Origin of the sequence: Marinobacter sp. bablab_jr008 (assembly GCF_016464145.1) — a bacterium.
In the GTDB taxonomy this organism is placed as follows: domain Bacteria; phylum Pseudomonadota; class Gammaproteobacteria; order Pseudomonadales; family Oleiphilaceae; genus Marinobacter; species Marinobacter nauticus.
The window spans coordinates 33,150-48,753 of sequence record NZ_JACDWW010000061.1 but is presented as its reverse complement, the minus strand read 5'-3'; the positions used below and the strand labels follow the sequence as shown (position 1 = coordinate 48,753).

14 protein-coding genes are annotated in these 15,604 nt (G+C 54.5%); 3 read left to right on the top strand and 11 right to left on the bottom strand.

Annotation, left to right across the window (positions count from 1 at the left end; all coding sequences use genetic code 11):
- Nucleotides 1-3 precede the first annotated feature (3 nt).
- Together JIF53_RS19445 and JIF53_RS11685 are read right to left on the bottom strand one after the other, a co-directional pair.
- The gene (locus tag JIF53_RS19445) at nt 4-438 is read right to left on the bottom strand and encodes a magnesium transporter MgtE N-terminal domain-containing protein (RefSeq protein WP_228285540.1); all 435 of its coding nucleotides are present in this window, start codon (nt 436-438) and stop codon (nt 4-6) included.
- Between the two features lie 8 nt (nt 439-446).
- Nucleotides 447-1,616, bottom strand: a complete 1,170-nt coding sequence (locus tag JIF53_RS11685; protein ID WP_199452550.1) for a potassium channel protein — start codon at nt 1,614-1,616, stop codon at nt 447-449.
- Between the two features lie 80 nt (nt 1,617-1,696).
- Here JIF53_RS11685 and glnE point away from each other — a divergent pair, with 80 nt between their 5' ends.
- From glnE to JIF53_RS11670, 3 genes are all read left to right on the top strand, one after another.
- The gene (gene glnE, locus JIF53_RS11680; protein ID WP_199452549.1) at nt 1,697-4,597 is read left to right on the top strand and encodes a bifunctional [glutamate--ammonia ligase]-adenylyl-L-tyrosine phosphorylase/[glutamate--ammonia-ligase] adenylyltransferase; all 2,901 of its coding nucleotides are present in this window, start codon (nt 1,697-1,699) and stop codon (nt 4,595-4,597) included.
- Between the two features lie 79 nt (nt 4,598-4,676).
- Entirely contained in the window at nt 4,677-5,600 is a 924-nt protein-coding gene (locus JIF53_RS11675) for a branched-chain amino acid transaminase (protein WP_199452548.1), read from the top strand.
- Between the two features lie 101 nt (nt 5,601-5,701).
- Complete coding sequence (locus JIF53_RS11670; protein WP_323127174.1) at nt 5,702-6,418, top strand: 3-deoxy-D-manno-octulosonic acid kinase; 717 nt, start codon at nt 5,702-5,704, stop codon at nt 6,416-6,418.
- Here JIF53_RS11670 and JIF53_RS11665 read toward each other — a convergent pair.
- From JIF53_RS11665 to JIF53_RS11625, 9 genes are read right to left on the bottom strand one after another with little or no spacing between them, the layout of a single operon-like run.
- The gene (locus tag JIF53_RS11665) at nt 6,408-7,514 is read right to left on the bottom strand and encodes a glycosyltransferase family 4 protein (RefSeq protein ID WP_153741289.1); all 1,107 of its coding nucleotides are present in this window, start codon (nt 7,512-7,514) and stop codon (nt 6,408-6,410) included. The genes JIF53_RS11670 and JIF53_RS11665 overlap by 11 nt on opposite strands.
- Nucleotides 7,511-8,758, bottom strand: a complete 1,248-nt coding sequence (locus JIF53_RS11660; protein WP_153741290.1) for an O-antigen ligase family protein — start codon at nt 8,756-8,758, stop codon at nt 7,511-7,513. The genes JIF53_RS11665 and JIF53_RS11660 overlap by 4 nt, the downstream gene beginning before the upstream one ends.
- Nucleotides 8,755-9,762, bottom strand: coding sequence for a WavE lipopolysaccharide synthesis family protein (locus tag JIF53_RS11655; RefSeq protein WP_194841924.1), 1,008 nt, complete (start codon nt 9,760-9,762; stop codon nt 8,755-8,757). The genes JIF53_RS11660 and JIF53_RS11655 overlap by 4 nt, the downstream gene beginning before the upstream one ends.
- Before the next feature lie 20 nt (nt 9,763-9,782).
- Nucleotides 9,783-10,811 (bottom strand): hypothetical protein, encoded by a 1,029-nt coding sequence (locus JIF53_RS11650; protein WP_228285539.1) that lies wholly within the window; start codon nt 10,809-10,811, stop codon nt 9,783-9,785.
- A gap of 48 nt (nt 10,812-10,859) precedes the next feature.
- Complete coding sequence (locus JIF53_RS11645; protein WP_199452546.1) at nt 10,860-11,723, bottom strand: aminoglycoside phosphotransferase family protein; 864 nt, start codon at nt 11,721-11,723, stop codon at nt 10,860-10,862.
- Between the two features lie 40 nt (nt 11,724-11,763).
- On the bottom strand, nt 11,764-12,318 hold the full coding sequence (gene gmhB / locus JIF53_RS11640; RefSeq protein WP_199452545.1) for a D-glycero-beta-D-manno-heptose 1,7-bisphosphate 7-phosphatase: 555 nt from the start codon (nt 12,316-12,318) through the stop codon (nt 11,764-11,766).
- The gene (locus JIF53_RS11635; RefSeq protein WP_199452544.1) at nt 12,315-13,358 is read right to left on the bottom strand and encodes a glycosyltransferase family 9 protein; all 1,044 of its coding nucleotides are present in this window, start codon (nt 13,356-13,358) and stop codon (nt 12,315-12,317) included. Before JIF53_RS11635 ends, gmhB begins: the two co-directional genes overlap by 4 nt.
- Before the next feature lies 1 nt (nt 13,359).
- Complete coding sequence (gene hldE / locus JIF53_RS11630; RefSeq protein ID WP_416225938.1) at nt 13,360-14,808, bottom strand: bifunctional D-glycero-beta-D-manno-heptose-7-phosphate kinase/D-glycero-beta-D-manno-heptose 1-phosphate adenylyltransferase HldE; 1,449 nt, start codon at nt 14,806-14,808, stop codon at nt 13,360-13,362.
- Nucleotides 14,805-15,389, bottom strand: a complete 585-nt coding sequence (locus tag JIF53_RS11625; protein WP_199452542.1) for a D-sedoheptulose-7-phosphate isomerase — start codon at nt 15,387-15,389, stop codon at nt 14,805-14,807. Before JIF53_RS11625 ends, hldE begins: the two co-directional genes overlap by 4 nt.
- Between the last annotated feature and the right edge of the window lie 215 nt (nt 15,390-15,604).

The window sequence follows — 15,604 nt, the reverse complement described above, 5'->3', positions numbered from 1 at the left end:
TGATCACCCGTATTCCGAGCTCATCAGGGCGCCGGCGGTGCCTTCCTCAAAGCTTGCCAGGCGCCGAAGGTCTTCCCGTTCTTTGCTGGCGAGGGACTGGAACAGGGTGTGCTGGCGCTTCTCATCCAGCAGGTTGAAGAAGTCGGCCCGTTCGTCCGAGGGCATGGCGGTTACCAGCTCAGCCAGGTCTTGGGTGGGCAACAGCTCCGCGATCAACGTTTGGGTGTTGGGGCCGATATAACCGAATACCTTGGCGCTTTGCTCTGTTGTCAGGGCCCGAAGAAGGCGGATGCCTTCCTCGTTATCCGGATTTTCCTCAACAAACTCCGCGAGGTCGGCGGCATTGAAGGTGGCCGCCGCGGCCTGAATCTGCGCTTCGTCACCGGTGGCGATCGCCTCAAAGAGGGGTTGATAGAATTCGGAGTCCAGGTATGACATGCGTTACCTTACTCTTTCGGAGTCATTGTTTCGGCTGTCTGCTCGTTGTGATTGTGCAGGTCTCGCCACTGCTTGAGGAATTCCCTGTACCGGTCCAGGGCCTCCTCAACCACAGATACAGATGGGGTGTCGGTTGATCGGACCAGCACAATCAGTCCCTTGCCCTCAACCTCTTCGTTGGTGGGAGGGTGACAAATCACTTCATTGTCGTGATCGATGTAGGCCAGTGCGGTGCCAATACCGTGGCGAACCAGGGCGCTGACGATGTCAGCCCAGGTCAGGTCGTCCAGTCCCAGGTCGTAGCGGTGGGGGTGGTCACGCTCGTAGTTGAACATGTCTTCCAGCACTTTCTCTGAACCCGGCGCCACCACCGCGCGCACCATGATTTCCGGATAGGTTCGAACCGGCCGGATGATGGTTCTCACCCCCAGGGCCTTGAAGCGATCCCGGTTGGCATCACTCACGCATTCCACGGTGGTTTTGCCGCCAAGGTTGGACTCTGCCAGCCGGTGCGCGATATCGAAGGTCAGGCTGTCTGACATAGGGTCTGATTCGTCGGCTGCCAGCACGATGATGTGCTTGGCGCTGCCAGCATGCACGGACTTCAGCGCTTCCGGGTCGTTCCCTGCGCCGTGAAAATGAACGACGCCGCAGTCGGACAGTTCTGCTGGCAGCCCTCCCGGAAATTGCCGCGTAAGCAGCATAATCGGCACTGTGTGGTACTCAGGGACCGAGCGAATCTGCGAGGCGAATCGCATGAAGTACTGCTCGCCGCCGCTTCGAGGTGTGTTGATGATGACAATGTGGTCTTTCATTTTGTAAATCCAGCGTCCAGTCAGTATGCGTTCTCTGCGGTAGAAACGGTATTCGATGTAATCACTGACGATCAGGGTCAGTAGCGTAATGGCGGAGATAAACATCAGCAGGATGGTGCTGATGCGGCCAACGGGCGTTACCGGCGAGTAGTCACCATAGCCAACGGTAACCAGTGTCGTCATGGTGAGCCACACGGCTTCGAAGAATGAGAGCGGTTCTGCTGCCCAGAGGATCAGCGTATGCGTGACAACGAGTCCGCCGAGGATAGTAAAGAGTCGGTTTATCCGGCTTCGGATGAGCCCGCCCATAGGGAGGTGAGATTGGGTGTGCTCCGGGTTCAGAGGGCGTCTATTTCGCATCATGGAGAGCGGGTGCCTGTTCAGTCCTTGGCGAGTTCGTTATACAGTACCTGAAATATATCAGAGAGACAGAGGGTTGCGTTATGTCTGAGCCATGGGCTTCACTGCCGGGAGTGCTCAAGGAGGAGATTTCCGGATGCTGGCCATCGGTATTCCCGGAGGGGCTGCCGGGCTGGCTGGCCGGTGACCATGTCTCCGAGGCCGATGTGGCAGAGGCTGTTTCCCGGAGCCTGTTTCTCCGGCAAACCCTTGAACGACATCCGGAGCAGATTCGGCCCGCCGTTGCTGCCCGGCCTTTGACTGAACCAACCACAGAGGCCTGGCTGGCTGATCGCTGGCGGGATTACCTCCAGAACGTTGACTCTGAGCCGGCCTTGCATGCAGCACTTCGCCAGTACAGGCGGGAAGTGCAGTTCAGGATTATCTGGCGGGATCTGATGAAGTGGGCCGATCTGCATGAAACCATGGCCGCCACCAGTGCCTTTGCGGATACCGCCATTGATGGTGCCTTGAATTGGCTCTACGAGCGAGCCTGTGAAGAGTTCGGTACCCCCATGGGGGCTGATCCGATAACCGGGCAAGAGGCACCCCAGAAAATGGTGGTGCTTGGTATGGGCAAACTCGGCGGCCGGGAGCTGAACGTTTCCTCCGATATTGATCTGATTTTTGCCTTTCCCTCAAAAGGCGAAACCCAGGGCGGCCGGCGTGCCCTGGATAACCAGCAGTTTTTCATCCGCCTTGGCCAGCGACTGATTCAGGCGCTGGACCAGATTACGGCGGATGGTTTTGTGTTCCGGGTGGACATGCGCCTGCGGCCTTACGGCCAGAGTGGTGCCCTGGCACTGAGTTTTGCCGCCCTTGAAACCTACTACCAGGATCAGGGCCGGGACTGGGAGCGCTATGCCATGGTCAAGGCCCGGGTGGTGGCCGGCGACCAGCGGGCAGGGCAGGTGTTGATGGAAAGCCTGAAGCCTTTTGTTTATCGGAAATACATTGATTTCAGCGCCTTCGAGTCCCTGCGCACCATGAAAGAAATGATCAGCCGGGAAGTGCGCCGCAAGGGGCTGGAGAACAATATCAAACTGGGCAGTGGCGGTATCCGCGAGATCGAGTTTGTGGTGCAGGCGTTCCAGTTAATCCGGGGCGGGCGTGACCGGGAGCTGCAACAGCGGGAATTGCTGAACATCCTCAAGGAACTGGAAGAGCTGGAGCTGCTGCCATCCGCCGTTGTGAAGGAACTGCGTGAAGCCTACGTGTTTCTGCGCAACCTGGAGCATGCCTTGCAGGGCATGGAAGACAAGCAGACCCAGGTTCTGCCAGACGATGAACTGTCGCAGGCCCGGGTTGCGCGCATTATGGAGTTTGATGACTGGGCCGCCTTCCAGCATGTGCTGGATGAACACCGCAACCGCGTGGCCCGGCACTTCGCCAATATCATTGCGACCGAGGACGAGGAAGGCGATTCCGAAAACGGCGTTGATGACGGCTGTTACGAGCTCTGGCTGGCAGAAATGGAAGAGCCTGCCGCTGTAGAGTGGCTGGCGGAAAAGGGCTTCGAAAACCCGGAAGACAGTTACAAGCGCCTGGCGAGCCTGCGGGACAGCCGAACGGTGCAGACCCTGCAAACCCAAGGCCGCAAACGCCTCAACCAGTTCATGCCGTTATTGCTGAACGCGTTGATGGATGTTGAGAATGCGTCGGAAACCCTCGACCGGGTATTGCAGCTGGTCGAGGCCATTTTGCGCCGCACCGCCTACATGGTGCTGCTGGTGGAAAACCCCGGCGCGCTTACGCAGCTGGTGCGCCTGTGTAGCGACAGCCCCTGGATTGCCCGCCAGCTGGCAGAAACCCCGCTGCTGCTGGACGAACTGCTGAATGCCGAGAGCCTGTACAGCCCGCCTGCCAAGGAAGAACTGCAGGACGACCTGCGCCAGCAGATGCTGCGCATTCCCTATGAAGACCTGGAAGAGCAGATGGAGGCGCTGCGTTACTTCAAGAAGGCCCATGTGTTGCGAGTGGCGGCTTCTGAGCTGAAGGGAACTTTGCCCCTGATGAAGGTGAGCGATTACCTCACCTGGATTGCCGAAGTGGTGCTGGACCATGTGGTGGATGTGGCTTTCTCCAACTTGGTCAGCCGTCATGGTTATCCGCGGCGGGCGGATGGTTCGGCGTGTGACACAGACTTCGCCATCATCGGTTACGGCAAGCTCGGCGGTATCGAACTCGGTTACACCTCGGACCTCGACTTGGTGTTTGTGCACCAGGCCGATCCGCAACTGGCCACCGATGGTGACAAGCCCATCGACAACGCGGTGTTCTACACCCGCCTGGGCCAGCGCATTGTGCACATTCTCAGCACCCAGACGCCCTCAGGCCAGCTTTATGAAGTGGATATGCGGTTGCGCCCGTCCGGTAACTCCGGCTTGCTGGTGAGTACCTTGCAGGCGTTCGAGAAATACCAGCAGGAGGACGCCTGGACCTGGGAGCATCAGGCCCTGGCCCGCGCCAGGGGGGTGGCTGGTTGCGACGATACGCTCAAAGCGTTCGAGGATATTCGCCACCAGATACTGTGCCGACAACGGGATAAGGCGTCGCTTCGGCAGGAGGTGGTTGATATGCGTGAGAAAATGCGCAGCAACCTCGGAACGCCCGAGGCCCGGCAGAATGAGGTTTTTCACATCAAGCATGACAACGGTGGCATCGTGGATGTCGAGTTCATGGTGCAGTACTTGATGCTGGCCTGGTGTTCTGAGCACCCTGAGCTGACCCAGTGGAGTGACAATATCCGCCAGCTGGAAGAATTGGGCCGCGCAGGTGTCTTGCCGGTGGAAGACACCGAGCGTCTGCGCGAGGTGTTCATCACACTGCGTTCTACCATACACCGGAGAGCTTTGCAGAATCTCAACAGCCAGGTCGAGGGCGGAGCCTTCACGCAAGAGCGTGACTACATCCAAAGTATGTGGAAAAAAGTCATGGTTGAGTAGCAAGCTAAATTTATTTCGGGCAGCGTTTGCTGCTAGAATGCCAGTTCCCCGAAAACCGCTTACTCAGGAGCAGAACAGAATGTCGATGGCTGATCGCGATGGCCTTATCTGGCTGGATGGTGAAATGGTTCCCTGGAGGGAAGCCAAAACCCACGTCCTCACCCACACCCTGCACTATGGCCTGGGTTGCTTTGAAGGCGTGCGTGCCTATAACACCGCGAATGGCCCGGCAATTTTTCGCCTGAAAGAACACACCGACCGCCTGTTCCGTTCAGCGCACATCCTGAACATGAAGATGCCGTTCTCCAAGGACGAGATCAATGAAGCCCAGCGTGCCGCGGTGCGGGAAAACAATCTTGATGAAGCTTACTTGCGCCCGATGGCATTCCTGGGCTCTGAAGGTATGGGGCTGCGTGCCGACAACCTGAAGGTGCACGTGATGGTTGCCGCCTGGAGCTGGCCGTCTTACATGTCGCCAGAAGCCAAGGAGCTGGGCATCAAGGTGCGCACTTCTTCTTACACTCGCCACCACGTGAACATCACCATGTGTAAGGCGAAGGCCAACGGCAACTACATCAACTCCATGCTGGCCCTGAACGAAGCCATTTCCGGCGGCGCTGAAGAAGCCCTGTTGCTGGACAACGAAGGCTACGTGGCGGAAGGCTCCGGCGAGAACATCTTCATCGTTCGCAACGGTGAGCTGCACACCCCGGAACTGACCTCCTGCCTGGCCGGCATCACCCGCGCCACCATCATCGACTTCGCCAAAGACCTTGGCCTGGTGGTGAAAGAACGCCGCATCACTCGCGACGAAGTGTACATTGCTGAAGAAGCCTTCTTCACCGGCACCGCCGCTGAAGTGCTGCCAATCCGTGAACTGGACGGACGTCAGATTGGCGAAGGCAAGCGTGGCCCGATTACCGAGAAGCTGCAGAGTATGTATTTTGATGCGGTGAAGGGTAAGCTGGCTGCGCACCAGGAGTGGCTGACGGCAGTTCGCTAACCGGGTAATCGTGTTGGATCAGTGAAGGAGCCGCCCCAAGTTTCCAGTGGGGCGGCTTTTTTATTAGAGTTGTTGTGAATGGCCTTGTGAGAGGTTCTGTGGTGGGCTCAGATACGGAAGTGCACATAAAACGCGATGGCATCAACGCACTAGTGGCGCCCGAGTGGGCAGACCAGTTCGACCCTGATTGGTTTGACCCTGATTATTGGGGTGAGCGCGCGGTGCCGGTTTCGTCGGGAGGGCGTGGGAGTGCCTGGTTTGTTGAGCGCAGCCCGGAACATTGGGTGCTTCGCCATTACCGTCGGGGAGGATTGGTCGGAAAGCTGATACGTGATCGGTACCTATACGCAGGCGAGGTGCGCGTGCGCGCGTTCGTTGAATTCCGACTGTTAGTCCAGCTCCGTGTTTTGGGGCTTCCTGTTCCTAAGCCCGTGGCTGTTGTGTACCAGCGCAAGGGGGTACTTTACTCCTCGGCCATTATCATCGAACGCTTGCAAGGTGTTCGCCCATTAGGGGATGTTGCTCTGTCCCTGGACGCAACCCGTTGGCGCGAAATCGGGCAAGTGATTCGTCAATTCCATGATGCGGGTTTGTATCACGCGGATTTGAACTGTTTCAACATCCTGGTCGGAGAGACTTCAACCCACCTGATAGACTTTGATAAAGGTGAGCTGCGCTCCCGAACCCCTTATCGGACTTCCTGGAAAGGTAATACGCTAGATCGGTTGAAGCGTTCCCTGAATAAGGCTTATGGCGAAGAGCTGGAGCGTGAATGGCAGTTTTTCCTTGAGGGGTACAACGCCTCCACTAACGTTTGATGAGAGAGCTCAATAGATCCGCCATAGCCTGTTTTTGGTTTACCATTGAATACTGTTGGGCAAGACTTGCCGCCGCCTGACTAGCTCGCTTTCCTGCGTCAGGGTCTGTCAGCATGTTCTGCGCGGCTTTACCCCACTCCTCCAGGTTGTAGCCACTGATTACCTCTGGCACTGAGTGATCCTGCATCAACTCAGCGACGCCGACGTTGTCACTTGCGATTGTAGGCACTCCACAGGCCAGCCCCTCCAGAACTACACGGCCATATTCTTCCAGTAAGGCGGGGAATATGTGCAAATCCAAGGCATGAAACAGTTCGTGGACGTTTGGTACCGGGTCGATAAATCGAATCCGGGACTGCAGGCCGTTTACTGATATCTGGTCGGCAAAACGAGTACTGTTGGATTTCCCCACGACAAGGAATTCAATCGGAAAGGATGTGTTTGCTGCAAGAAATCCGGCGACCTCCAGAAAGAAACGAACGTTTCGTTTGGTAAAGTCTCCGGAGGTGATCAGTCCAACAACCTTGGATGTTTCAGGGAGCTGCAGTTCTCGGCGAGCTTTACACCGGAGTGCTTCTTTGTCAGACACGTTGAACAGACTGGTGTCAACGCCCTGATAGAAAACTCGTAGTTTGTCGTTGGGCACTGAATATCGCTGCTGGAAATCATCGGCCATAAGCTTGGAGTTGGTGATGAGCGCCCGATAATCTCCTGCCGAGATGACGGAGTCATGGAATGCTGCAACATCAAGTTCAGGTGTGCCGCATGTTTCTTCATGCAATCTGACACAGTTGTGCATCACCAGGATGTCATTGCTGTGGCTGTCACCATGACTGAAAAAGAGGTCGTAGGGGTTTGCTCTCAGCCAGTGTTGTACACGCTTATCAAACCAGGTTCGGCGATAGGCGCCTTTGATGGGCCACCGCATGATGCGAACAAAATCCGCTCCACACTCATCCAGGATTTCCCGGTTATAGCGTTCTGCAATAATCGTAATGTCATAGCCCATAGCCTTGAGGTACTTGCAATGTTCAATCACGCACCTAACCGCACCGGTGTGTCTTTGGATTTGTCTGATAGCGATGATGGCTCTCAATGTGGACGCTCCCTATAGGTGTTACAGATGAACCAGGCTGCGACAGCATAATACAACCCAAAGTTCTGAAGAATTCTCCTCTGATCAAACAGAGTGATGGTAAGTCCAAAGAAGATGAACGATAGAAAAATCACAGCCAGCGTAACACGCAGAATATGGTGGTTCAGATGGCTGCCAGGGCGAGGTGTGGCCAAGTAGAACAAGGGAAGGGTCAGAATCAAAAGTAGAAGAAACAGACCTATCAGGCCGTGAGAGGCAAGCTGATACAGGTATTGATTGTGTGGCTCGGAAGAGAAATCTGACATGAGTGGTTTTAGTTGCCCTTCGGAAATCCGGGTCAGGATTTCCGTTCGGTATCCCGAGAAACCTGAGCCAATAAAAGGGGCCTCGGTGACAACGTTCATCGCGGCATCCCACATGAGTAGGCGCATTCCCATGGAGGTATACATCTGACCTTCTGAGAACTTATCAATCTCATTCAGGGTTAACTCGTATCGTTCGGATATTGGGTCAACAAATTTGACTGAGACGATGGCAACCGAAGCGACGAGAGCGAGTGTAATGACAAAGTAACGGATTTGGTTTCGGGTAACACTGAACCAGAATCCAATGGCGAGAAGTGCCAGAAACAAAGCAACCAGGCCGCCCCGGGATCCGGACTCCATAAAGGCTATCAGTGCGCCAACACTTCCCATCGCGGCTATCACATACCAGTGACGCTTGCTCTGGGTGAGTAATCCTCCAACGCAGAGTATCAAGGTAATAAGGGCGATATTGCCAAAATGGATGGCATGAACCAGTCCGTCTAACCTGCCCTCGCCGTCGTGCACAATCCAATACGCCAGAAACACCAGACCGCTCAGCGAAAAACTCAGTAACAGATCCTTTGCCCGGAACCGCGCGTGAAACAGGAGTGCGATGACAGGAATGCTGATCAAGAGCAGGGCGTGTCGCTCCACACGGGATTTTGCGAAATCGCTGGGATCAACGAGCCAGTAAATAATGATTGACCACATAAAGAAGAGAAAAGGTGCGGCAACGAATAGCAGGGCCTTTGGTTCAAAGCAAAGTCTCCTGCGAACGTTGGCGCTGATCGCAAATGAGACGATTCCGGCGAGCCCCAAAAGATACCAAAGGGCACTGCCGTATCCATCAACGATGACGCTGAGTGCAGGGAAGGTGCCAATGACGATAAGCAGTAAATACTTGAGGGCGGATGCCAGGCCATGTTGTGCTGGGGTCATTTGATGCCGCCTGACTCACTGCTGCGTCTGTTTTTGTAGAGCTTGACGATGGTCTCCAGCTTGACAGGATGCACATGGACCAAGCGTTTCAGAAACAGGTTTGCCTTCACTGAAGCCGGTGCTTTAGGGAAATCCGGGTCGCAGTAACGGCGATAAATCTCTTGCCACTCCCAGTGTTGCCACTGGGCGCATTGCCCTTTGGTACGTGAGATTCGGGCGGTTCCGAGAAACTTCTGGCAAAGCCCCAAGCCGAGGTCGGCAGGGGAGGCTATTACCAGGTTGTTGGCGAAACAAAGGTCAGACTGCTCCAGCCGGCTGGCTGATCGATCAAGTAACTCGTTGACATGTATTGAAGTGTCAAATTTCTGCAGGGCCTTTATCCAGAACATCTGAGTGCAATCGGGCGGATAACTTTTGTACAGGGCACCTTCATTATCGTGAATAGGGTCTTGGGCATCCTCAAAAAGATCGAGATCCCAAAGGGTTCTCAGGTCTTCGGTTAAGCCAAAATAGAAAAAGTCAGAGAGATGGAAGGGTACCCGGAATCCTTTAGCGTACTGTCTGGTGAATACGTTTGAGACGACAACTCTCTCTTTCAGAAAGCAATGCGTTGAGGTTCTTTTGGGGTATTCACGTTGCAGAGCTACGAAGTTGTTTCCCGTCAGATAGTTGTCACTACGTAATTTGACCGCGTATTTCGTGGTGACCTCTCTCAAGCCCTCACGTGTTGATACTATCTGCCTGTTATTGTTGAAGCGATGTGGCGCGCCGTCCCTTCCAAAAAACCTGACATTAGACCCGGGATCTTCAGATATGACGAGCCGATCGTAATCGAGCCCAGCGAGTTCCTGGCCGGGCCATGTTGAGAGAATCAGCGTGCTACCAGGAAGGTGCTGCCGAACTGACTCCAGGCATTTCTGGGTAATGCCTGGTTCTTGTTCACGGTCCTGAAAGCTCTGCACAGGGCCTTGGACAACCACGCTAATGTCAGAAAAGTCGCTCATTCGAATGCTCGTATCAGGTTTTATATGCCAATATCAAAGCCAATAGACTCTTCAAGCATTTCTTTTAGGTCGTCGCTATTACGTTTGATATTTATCGCGTCGCAGCTCTTGAAAGGGTTTGTTCGGGCGTAATCGTTGATTACGATTCTTCGGCCATGCACCAGGCCAAAAATAATATCGTCGTAAGGAATATTTAGGCGCTCAAGTTGCTTGATGGTTGCTTCCCGAAAGCTTTCCTTCCGCGATGTAGTGATAATTATCTGGACCTTTCCAGATTTGTGAAGTTTGTTCAGGACCTGAATGTTCTTTGTTATGCCATCGGTTTCACCCCAATACGGTGAGTTGTATTGAGCCGAATTCTCTACCAAGGTTCCATCAAGGTCTACGAAGAGCGTAGAGTATTGAGCCTTATATTGATTCCATTCGCGAATCGTTCCCCAGTCACAATAATCTTCACTATGCAGGGCGTTGAACGTATGGCCGTCCAGGAGCATCTGATAGATAATATTAGATATGTAAAGGTCGGGCGAGTCGCTGCTCAGCTTTTCATAAGTGTCCATAAAGGTTTGGGCTGACTCAAAAACGTAGCCTCCCACACAGAATGTTGAGCTAACGATCTTTTTCTCAACAATATTTTGCACAAAGCCATACTCATCAATGTCTATATAGCTTTTGTTTCGTGCATTAACGGTTTCTAGCTCGTGGAGGTCCAGACAGCAGACGTGGTTTCCCTCCTTAACGGGAGCAGAAAACTGGTTGTCAGAGTCTTTAATGAATATTGGACCGTTGATGCCCGCAGCCTTGAGTCCTTGATAAACCGTCTCGGGCTGGTTCCGTGTGCGTTCTTCCAGCATGATAAAACGAAGTTTGTCTCTGTGGCCAATTTCATCAAACTGAGTCTCAATCGCGACTCTTACGGAATGTTTGTCTTCATGCTCCTGTAAGCAGATCAAGTTGATACTTTCAAATTTATCCAGATCCAGTTTTTTGATTGCTTCAACAATCATCATGTGGCCCCTTGGGTGAGTAAGGAGCCATTTGGGTTTCATGTCTGGGAACCGTGATGAGCTTCCAGCAACTGGTAGAATTAGATGCATTTAGTCCTCCAGAGTCTTCAGGGATGTTTGAATGAAATTTAAAGTGGTTGTGTCGTTGGCGTATGGCAAAATTCTTAGAACGTTGACAGATTGGAGTATGTTGTACTCTTTCCCGGAGATTCCGAGAGCTGATAGCTTACGTTTTGCGAATATATCCAACTGCCGAAGCCCTTGGCAGACTCGAAGATGAGAGATCGGTTTTTTGGACTTGGTGAGAGACCAGTGAAGGTGCGTATCCTGCCGGAGCTTGACTAGGTCCATGATTGGGGAGTCGATATAGCTGTCCAGGAAATCGAATAGGCCGATGCAATTACCATTGGCAGAAAAAACGATGTTGGACAGGGTAAAATCGCCGTGACACCAACCATTCGGAATATTAATTTCTTTTTTTGTTAATCGGTCTCGCAATTTATTCCCGAAGAGCTGGTCGATCTCTTGTTTTTGAGGCTCCCCTGAAATGTTGCGAGAGATTTCATCCAGCTTTAACAAAGCCGACGTATTAACTGTTTGGTAGTCGGTTCGCAGGTTGTGATCGATGAAGCCTTCGATTGCTTTGATACTTTGCATTAACGCAGGTACGGAACAAACGCCAAGGAAGTCGATGAAGTTCAGGTAGGGTAGAAATTCCATTCGTGCGGAATAGAGGCCGGGATTATCCGCTTCATCATAGAGTTCTGGGACTATTATGGCAGGGTTCGTAAGTGCGTGTCGGAAGTCGTTTTGTTTGCGAATTTGTGCCTGGAGACGCGGAATATACGACGGGAGTGCGCATTCTTTTTCAACCATGATTCGCTGGTCATGAGTAAGCAGCCTTACGGTGCATCCCGAATTGCCAGAAATCTCAATTGAAGGCTGATGTAGCATTCCCGCTCCTTAGCTTTCTATTTGGTCTTATGTAATCACACTAGACCGATGATCTATCGTGGATAATCTGGTCAACATGCGTTAGCAGAGATAGTGAGGCCTCGTTGTTCGGCAACGTCACAAAGAGGCTGCCGGTCAACACCCTTACCTTTGTGCCGATACCGGCTCGTTCCGCTGCTGCAACGTCACTTGGTTTATCCCCGACCATAATGCACTCCGCCGGGTCCAGCTCAAACTCCTCAATCCCCCTCAATATCATCCCCGGCTTCGGCTTCCTACAGTCACAGTCTCGTTCACCTGCAGGTTCGAAATCCGGATGATGCGGACAATGATAAACCTTGGAGATGGTCACGCCCTGTTCCTTGAAGCGTTCCACCATCCAATCTGTGAGTTCCTGGAATTGGGCTTCGGAGTACATACCTCGGGCAATGCCGGATTGATTGGTGACGACAATCAACAGGTAGCCCCTTTCCTGAAAATGCCGGCAGGCTTCAAAAATCCCGTCTACAAACTCGAAATCTTCTTTGCGATAAACATAGCCGTGATCCACGTTGATCACGCCATCGCGGTCCAGAAATACGGCTTTGTTGGTCATAGGTTCTGTTCCTGAATACAGCGGTCCAACATGTCGATAACCTGTTCTGTCGTGATGTTTTCCATCAACTCTGCGCCCTTGAGCCTCTGGCCCCAGCGGCTTTGTTCCGGCGTTTCCCCTCGCATCTGCTTCAGTGCGGAGGTATAGGCATCTACCACGTATTCCTGCCACAGGTAGGGGCCGGTGCGTTTCGGGTTGCTGTGGGCATAGAGGCCAATAACCGGCGTGCCGGCGGCAACGGCCATGTGTGCGGGGCCGGTGTCTGGTGCCAGTACAAGGCTTGCTTCGCCAATCAGGGCGAACAGCTGCTTCAGGCTCGACAGGCCAACCATGTTGCGTATGGGGTGTTTGGCGTGGGCCTGAATGTTGGCAGCCAATTCCTTCTCACGCTCTCCCGGGCCGCCACAAAGATAAACCGAAAAGCCCAGGCTGGCGGCGTGGTCGGCAACGGCCGCGTAGCGCTCAGGCAGCCAGTTCCGCTCGGCGTTCGAGGCGGCGGGGGTGATGATCAGGTGTTTGCGGGTACCGGGGTCGAGCTGGGTTTTGGCCCAGTCCCGGTCTTTCGCATTCACCGGAATGTTCCAGGCGGGGGCTTCAAGAGGAATGCCCAGCGATTTCTGGAACTGTCGAAAATTATCTAACACATGCACCTTGTCGGTCGGCTCAACCCGTTCGTTGATAAACAGGCTGTGCAGCTCTTTGCTTTTGGCTTTGTCGTAGCCGATTCGTCGCTTGGCGGAAATACACAAGCTGGCGAGATTCGCTCTCAGGGCGACTTGCATGAGTAGAAGGGCGTCAAATTGTTTGCCCTGGAGCTGGCGTCGAAGGTTGCGGTACGCGGCCATGCCCTGCTTCTTGTCAAACACGACAAAGTTGACGCCGTCCATGCCCGCCATCAGTGCGGCTTCAGCCTTGCCGATCACCCAAGTGATCTCAGCTTCCGGGTAATGCTGCCGGATAGCATGAACTACTGCAGCGGCGTTGCAGGTGTCACCAATGGCCGACAGGCGCAGCAGGCAGATGGAGCGTGGCGCAGACAAATCAGCCTCGAACTTTCTTGATCAGCCCGGTGGTGGAACGGCCTTCAACCGTGGGCAGAATGGCAACCTCACCGCCGTTTTCCTGAACAAAGTCCGCGCCGACGATGGTGTCGATTGAGTAGTCGCCGCCTTTGGCGAGCACCTGCGGGTTCACCCGTTTGATGAGTTGCTCCGGGGTGTCGTTCTCCTCAGTGTTGTCACCGAAGGGGATGACCCAGTCCACACAGGCCAGGGCGGATAGCACTTCCATCCGGTCTTCCAGCGAGTTCACCGGGCGCTCCTCGCCCTTCAGGCGACGCACGGAGGCATCGGAGTTCAGCCCGACAACCAGTCTGTCACCGAGCGCCCGGGCCTGGGCCAGGTAGCGCACATGGCCGGCGTGCAGGATGTCGAAGCAACCGTTGGTAAAGACAATCCGTTCGCCCTGTTGTCGGGCGTAATCAATGTGCAGCAGGCTCTGCTCGACACTGGGGTGGTAGCCGCTGGTCTTGGCCGACCACTGGTGGCTGGCGCGGGCAGCCAGTTCCTCCGGGGAAACGGTTGCGGCGCCTAGTTTGGCGACCACAATGCCAGCCGCAAGGTTGGACAGCCAGGCGGCGTCTTTCAGATCAAACCCGGCGCTCAGCAAGGTGCCCAGAGTGGCGATCACGGTGTCACCGGCACCGGTGACGTCACTCACTTCCAGGACTTCCGCCGGGAAATGGTGATGTTCAGTCTGGGTTATCAGGCTCATGCCTTGTTCGCTACGGGTCAGCAGCATGGTATCGATACCCGCTTCGGCCAGCATGGCGCGGGCAGAACTCAGCATCGCTTCATCGGACGAGGCATCCCCACCGGCCGCCTTGAATTCGGTCAGGTTCGGGGTGATGACGGTTGCGCCACGATACAGTGAGAAGTCTTTGCTTTTCGGGTCCACCAGCACTTGCTTGCCGGCCTTTCGCGCAGCCTGGATCAGGTCACCAACACAGGCGAGGGTGCCTTTGGCGTAGTCGCTGATGATGACGGTATTGTATTGCTCAACCAGTTCGCCGTAACGCTGCTTGACGCTTTCGGCCTGGGCGACGGGAAAGGTGTCTTCCATGTCTAGCCGAACCATCTGTTGATGGCGGGAGATAATACGGGTTTTGGATATGGTGCGTGCGTCGTCCAGTTCCAGGAGCTCGGAATGGACCTTTTCCTTGACTAGAAGATCTTTCAGCAAACGACCGTCTGTGTCGTTGCCGATGATTCCGAGAATGGCGGCCTGGCCGTCAAGGTGGGCGATGTTTCTGGCAACGTTGGCGGCACCGCCGGCCCGGTCTTCTGTGTGGGCGACACGTACCACCGGCACCGGTGCTTCCGGTGAAATGCGGTTGGTGTCACCAATGAAATAGCGGTCGAGCATGACATCGCCAATCACCAGCACAGAGGCGTTCTGAAGCTGGTCCAGCCGGGCCAGATCAAGCATCAGTCAAGGCCTCCCGACAGCACCACCTCATCCATTGCTTCACACAGCCAGTGGCCGATGAACATATGGGCCTCCTGGATGCGGGCGGTTTCGTCACTGTTGATGATGATGGACAGCCTGGCGATGTCTTTTACCTTGCCGCCATCCCGGCCGGTCAGAGCAACGGTTGCGGCGCCCATGTCGTTGGCAGCTTTCAGGGCCCGGTTGATGTTCTCACTCTGGCCGGAGGTGGTCAGGCCGATCACCAGATCTTCAGGCTTTCCCAGGCCCAGAACTTGTCGCTCAAATACGGTCTCGAATTCGTAGTCGTTCGGGTGTGCTGTCAGAATGGACGTGTCTGTGGTCAGGGCGATGGAGGCCAGGGGGCCGCGCTCTTTTTTATAGCGGACCATAAACTCGGCCGCCAAATGCTGCGAATCTGCAGCACTGCCGCCGTTGCCCAAGAAAATGATCTTGCCGCCCAGTTTCAGGCTTTGGCGCGTCAGCTCCAACAGTTGCTCGACGGCTTCCTGGTGTTCTTCCATCACTGCAAAGGTTTTGCGGTGCCGTTCCAGAGTGGCGAGGTAGCTGCTTGGCTGGGACATGGGAGCCTCCGGTGTTAGCTTTCATCTGGGCGCGCCGGTGTTTCACGGCACCGGCTAGAAGGCGCAAAGTGTACCATGGTGGCTTAAGGCGTCCCATATGCTTTTTTCCGTACTAAACGGCTGTTAATGCAGTGTTCACAGTGTTCTTCGCCACTGATGTGAATGGTTTTGGCGGTTTTAGCTATGGGTAAAAGAGGTTAAGATGGCAGCCATAT

Coding starts and splice junctions, on each gene's coding strand:
- JIF53_RS19445 (WP_228285540.1), bottom strand. CDS start 438: ATGTCATACCTGGACTCCGAATTCTATCAACCCCTCTTTGAGGCGATC.
- JIF53_RS11685 (WP_199452550.1), bottom strand. CDS start 1,616: ATGATGCGAAATAGACGCCCTCTGAACCCGGAGCACACCCAATCTCAC.
- glnE (WP_199452549.1), top strand. CDS start 1,697: ATGTCTGAGCCATGGGCTTCACTGCCGGGAGTGCTCAAGGAGGAGATT.
- JIF53_RS11675 (WP_199452548.1), top strand. CDS start 4,677: ATGTCGATGGCTGATCGCGATGGCCTTATCTGGCTGGATGGTGAAATG.
- JIF53_RS11660 (WP_153741290.1), bottom strand. CDS start 8,758: ATGACCCCAGCACAACATGGCCTGGCATCCGCCCTCAAGTATTTACTG.
- JIF53_RS11655 (WP_194841924.1), bottom strand. CDS start 9,762: ATGAGCGACTTTTCTGACATTAGCGTGGTTGTCCAAGGCCCTGTGCAG.
- JIF53_RS11650 (WP_228285539.1), bottom strand. CDS start 10,811: ATGAAACCCAAATGGCTCCTTACTCACCCAAGGGGCCACATGATGATT.
- JIF53_RS11645 (WP_199452546.1), bottom strand. CDS start 11,723: ATGCTACATCAGCCTTCAATTGAGATTTCTGGCAATTCGGGATGCACC.
- gmhB (WP_199452545.1), bottom strand. CDS start 12,318: ATGACCAACAAAGCCGTATTTCTGGACCGCGATGGCGTGATCAACGTG.
- JIF53_RS11625 (WP_199452542.1), bottom strand. CDS start 15,389: ATGTCCCAGCCAAGCAGCTACCTCGCCACTCTGGAACGGCACCGCAAA.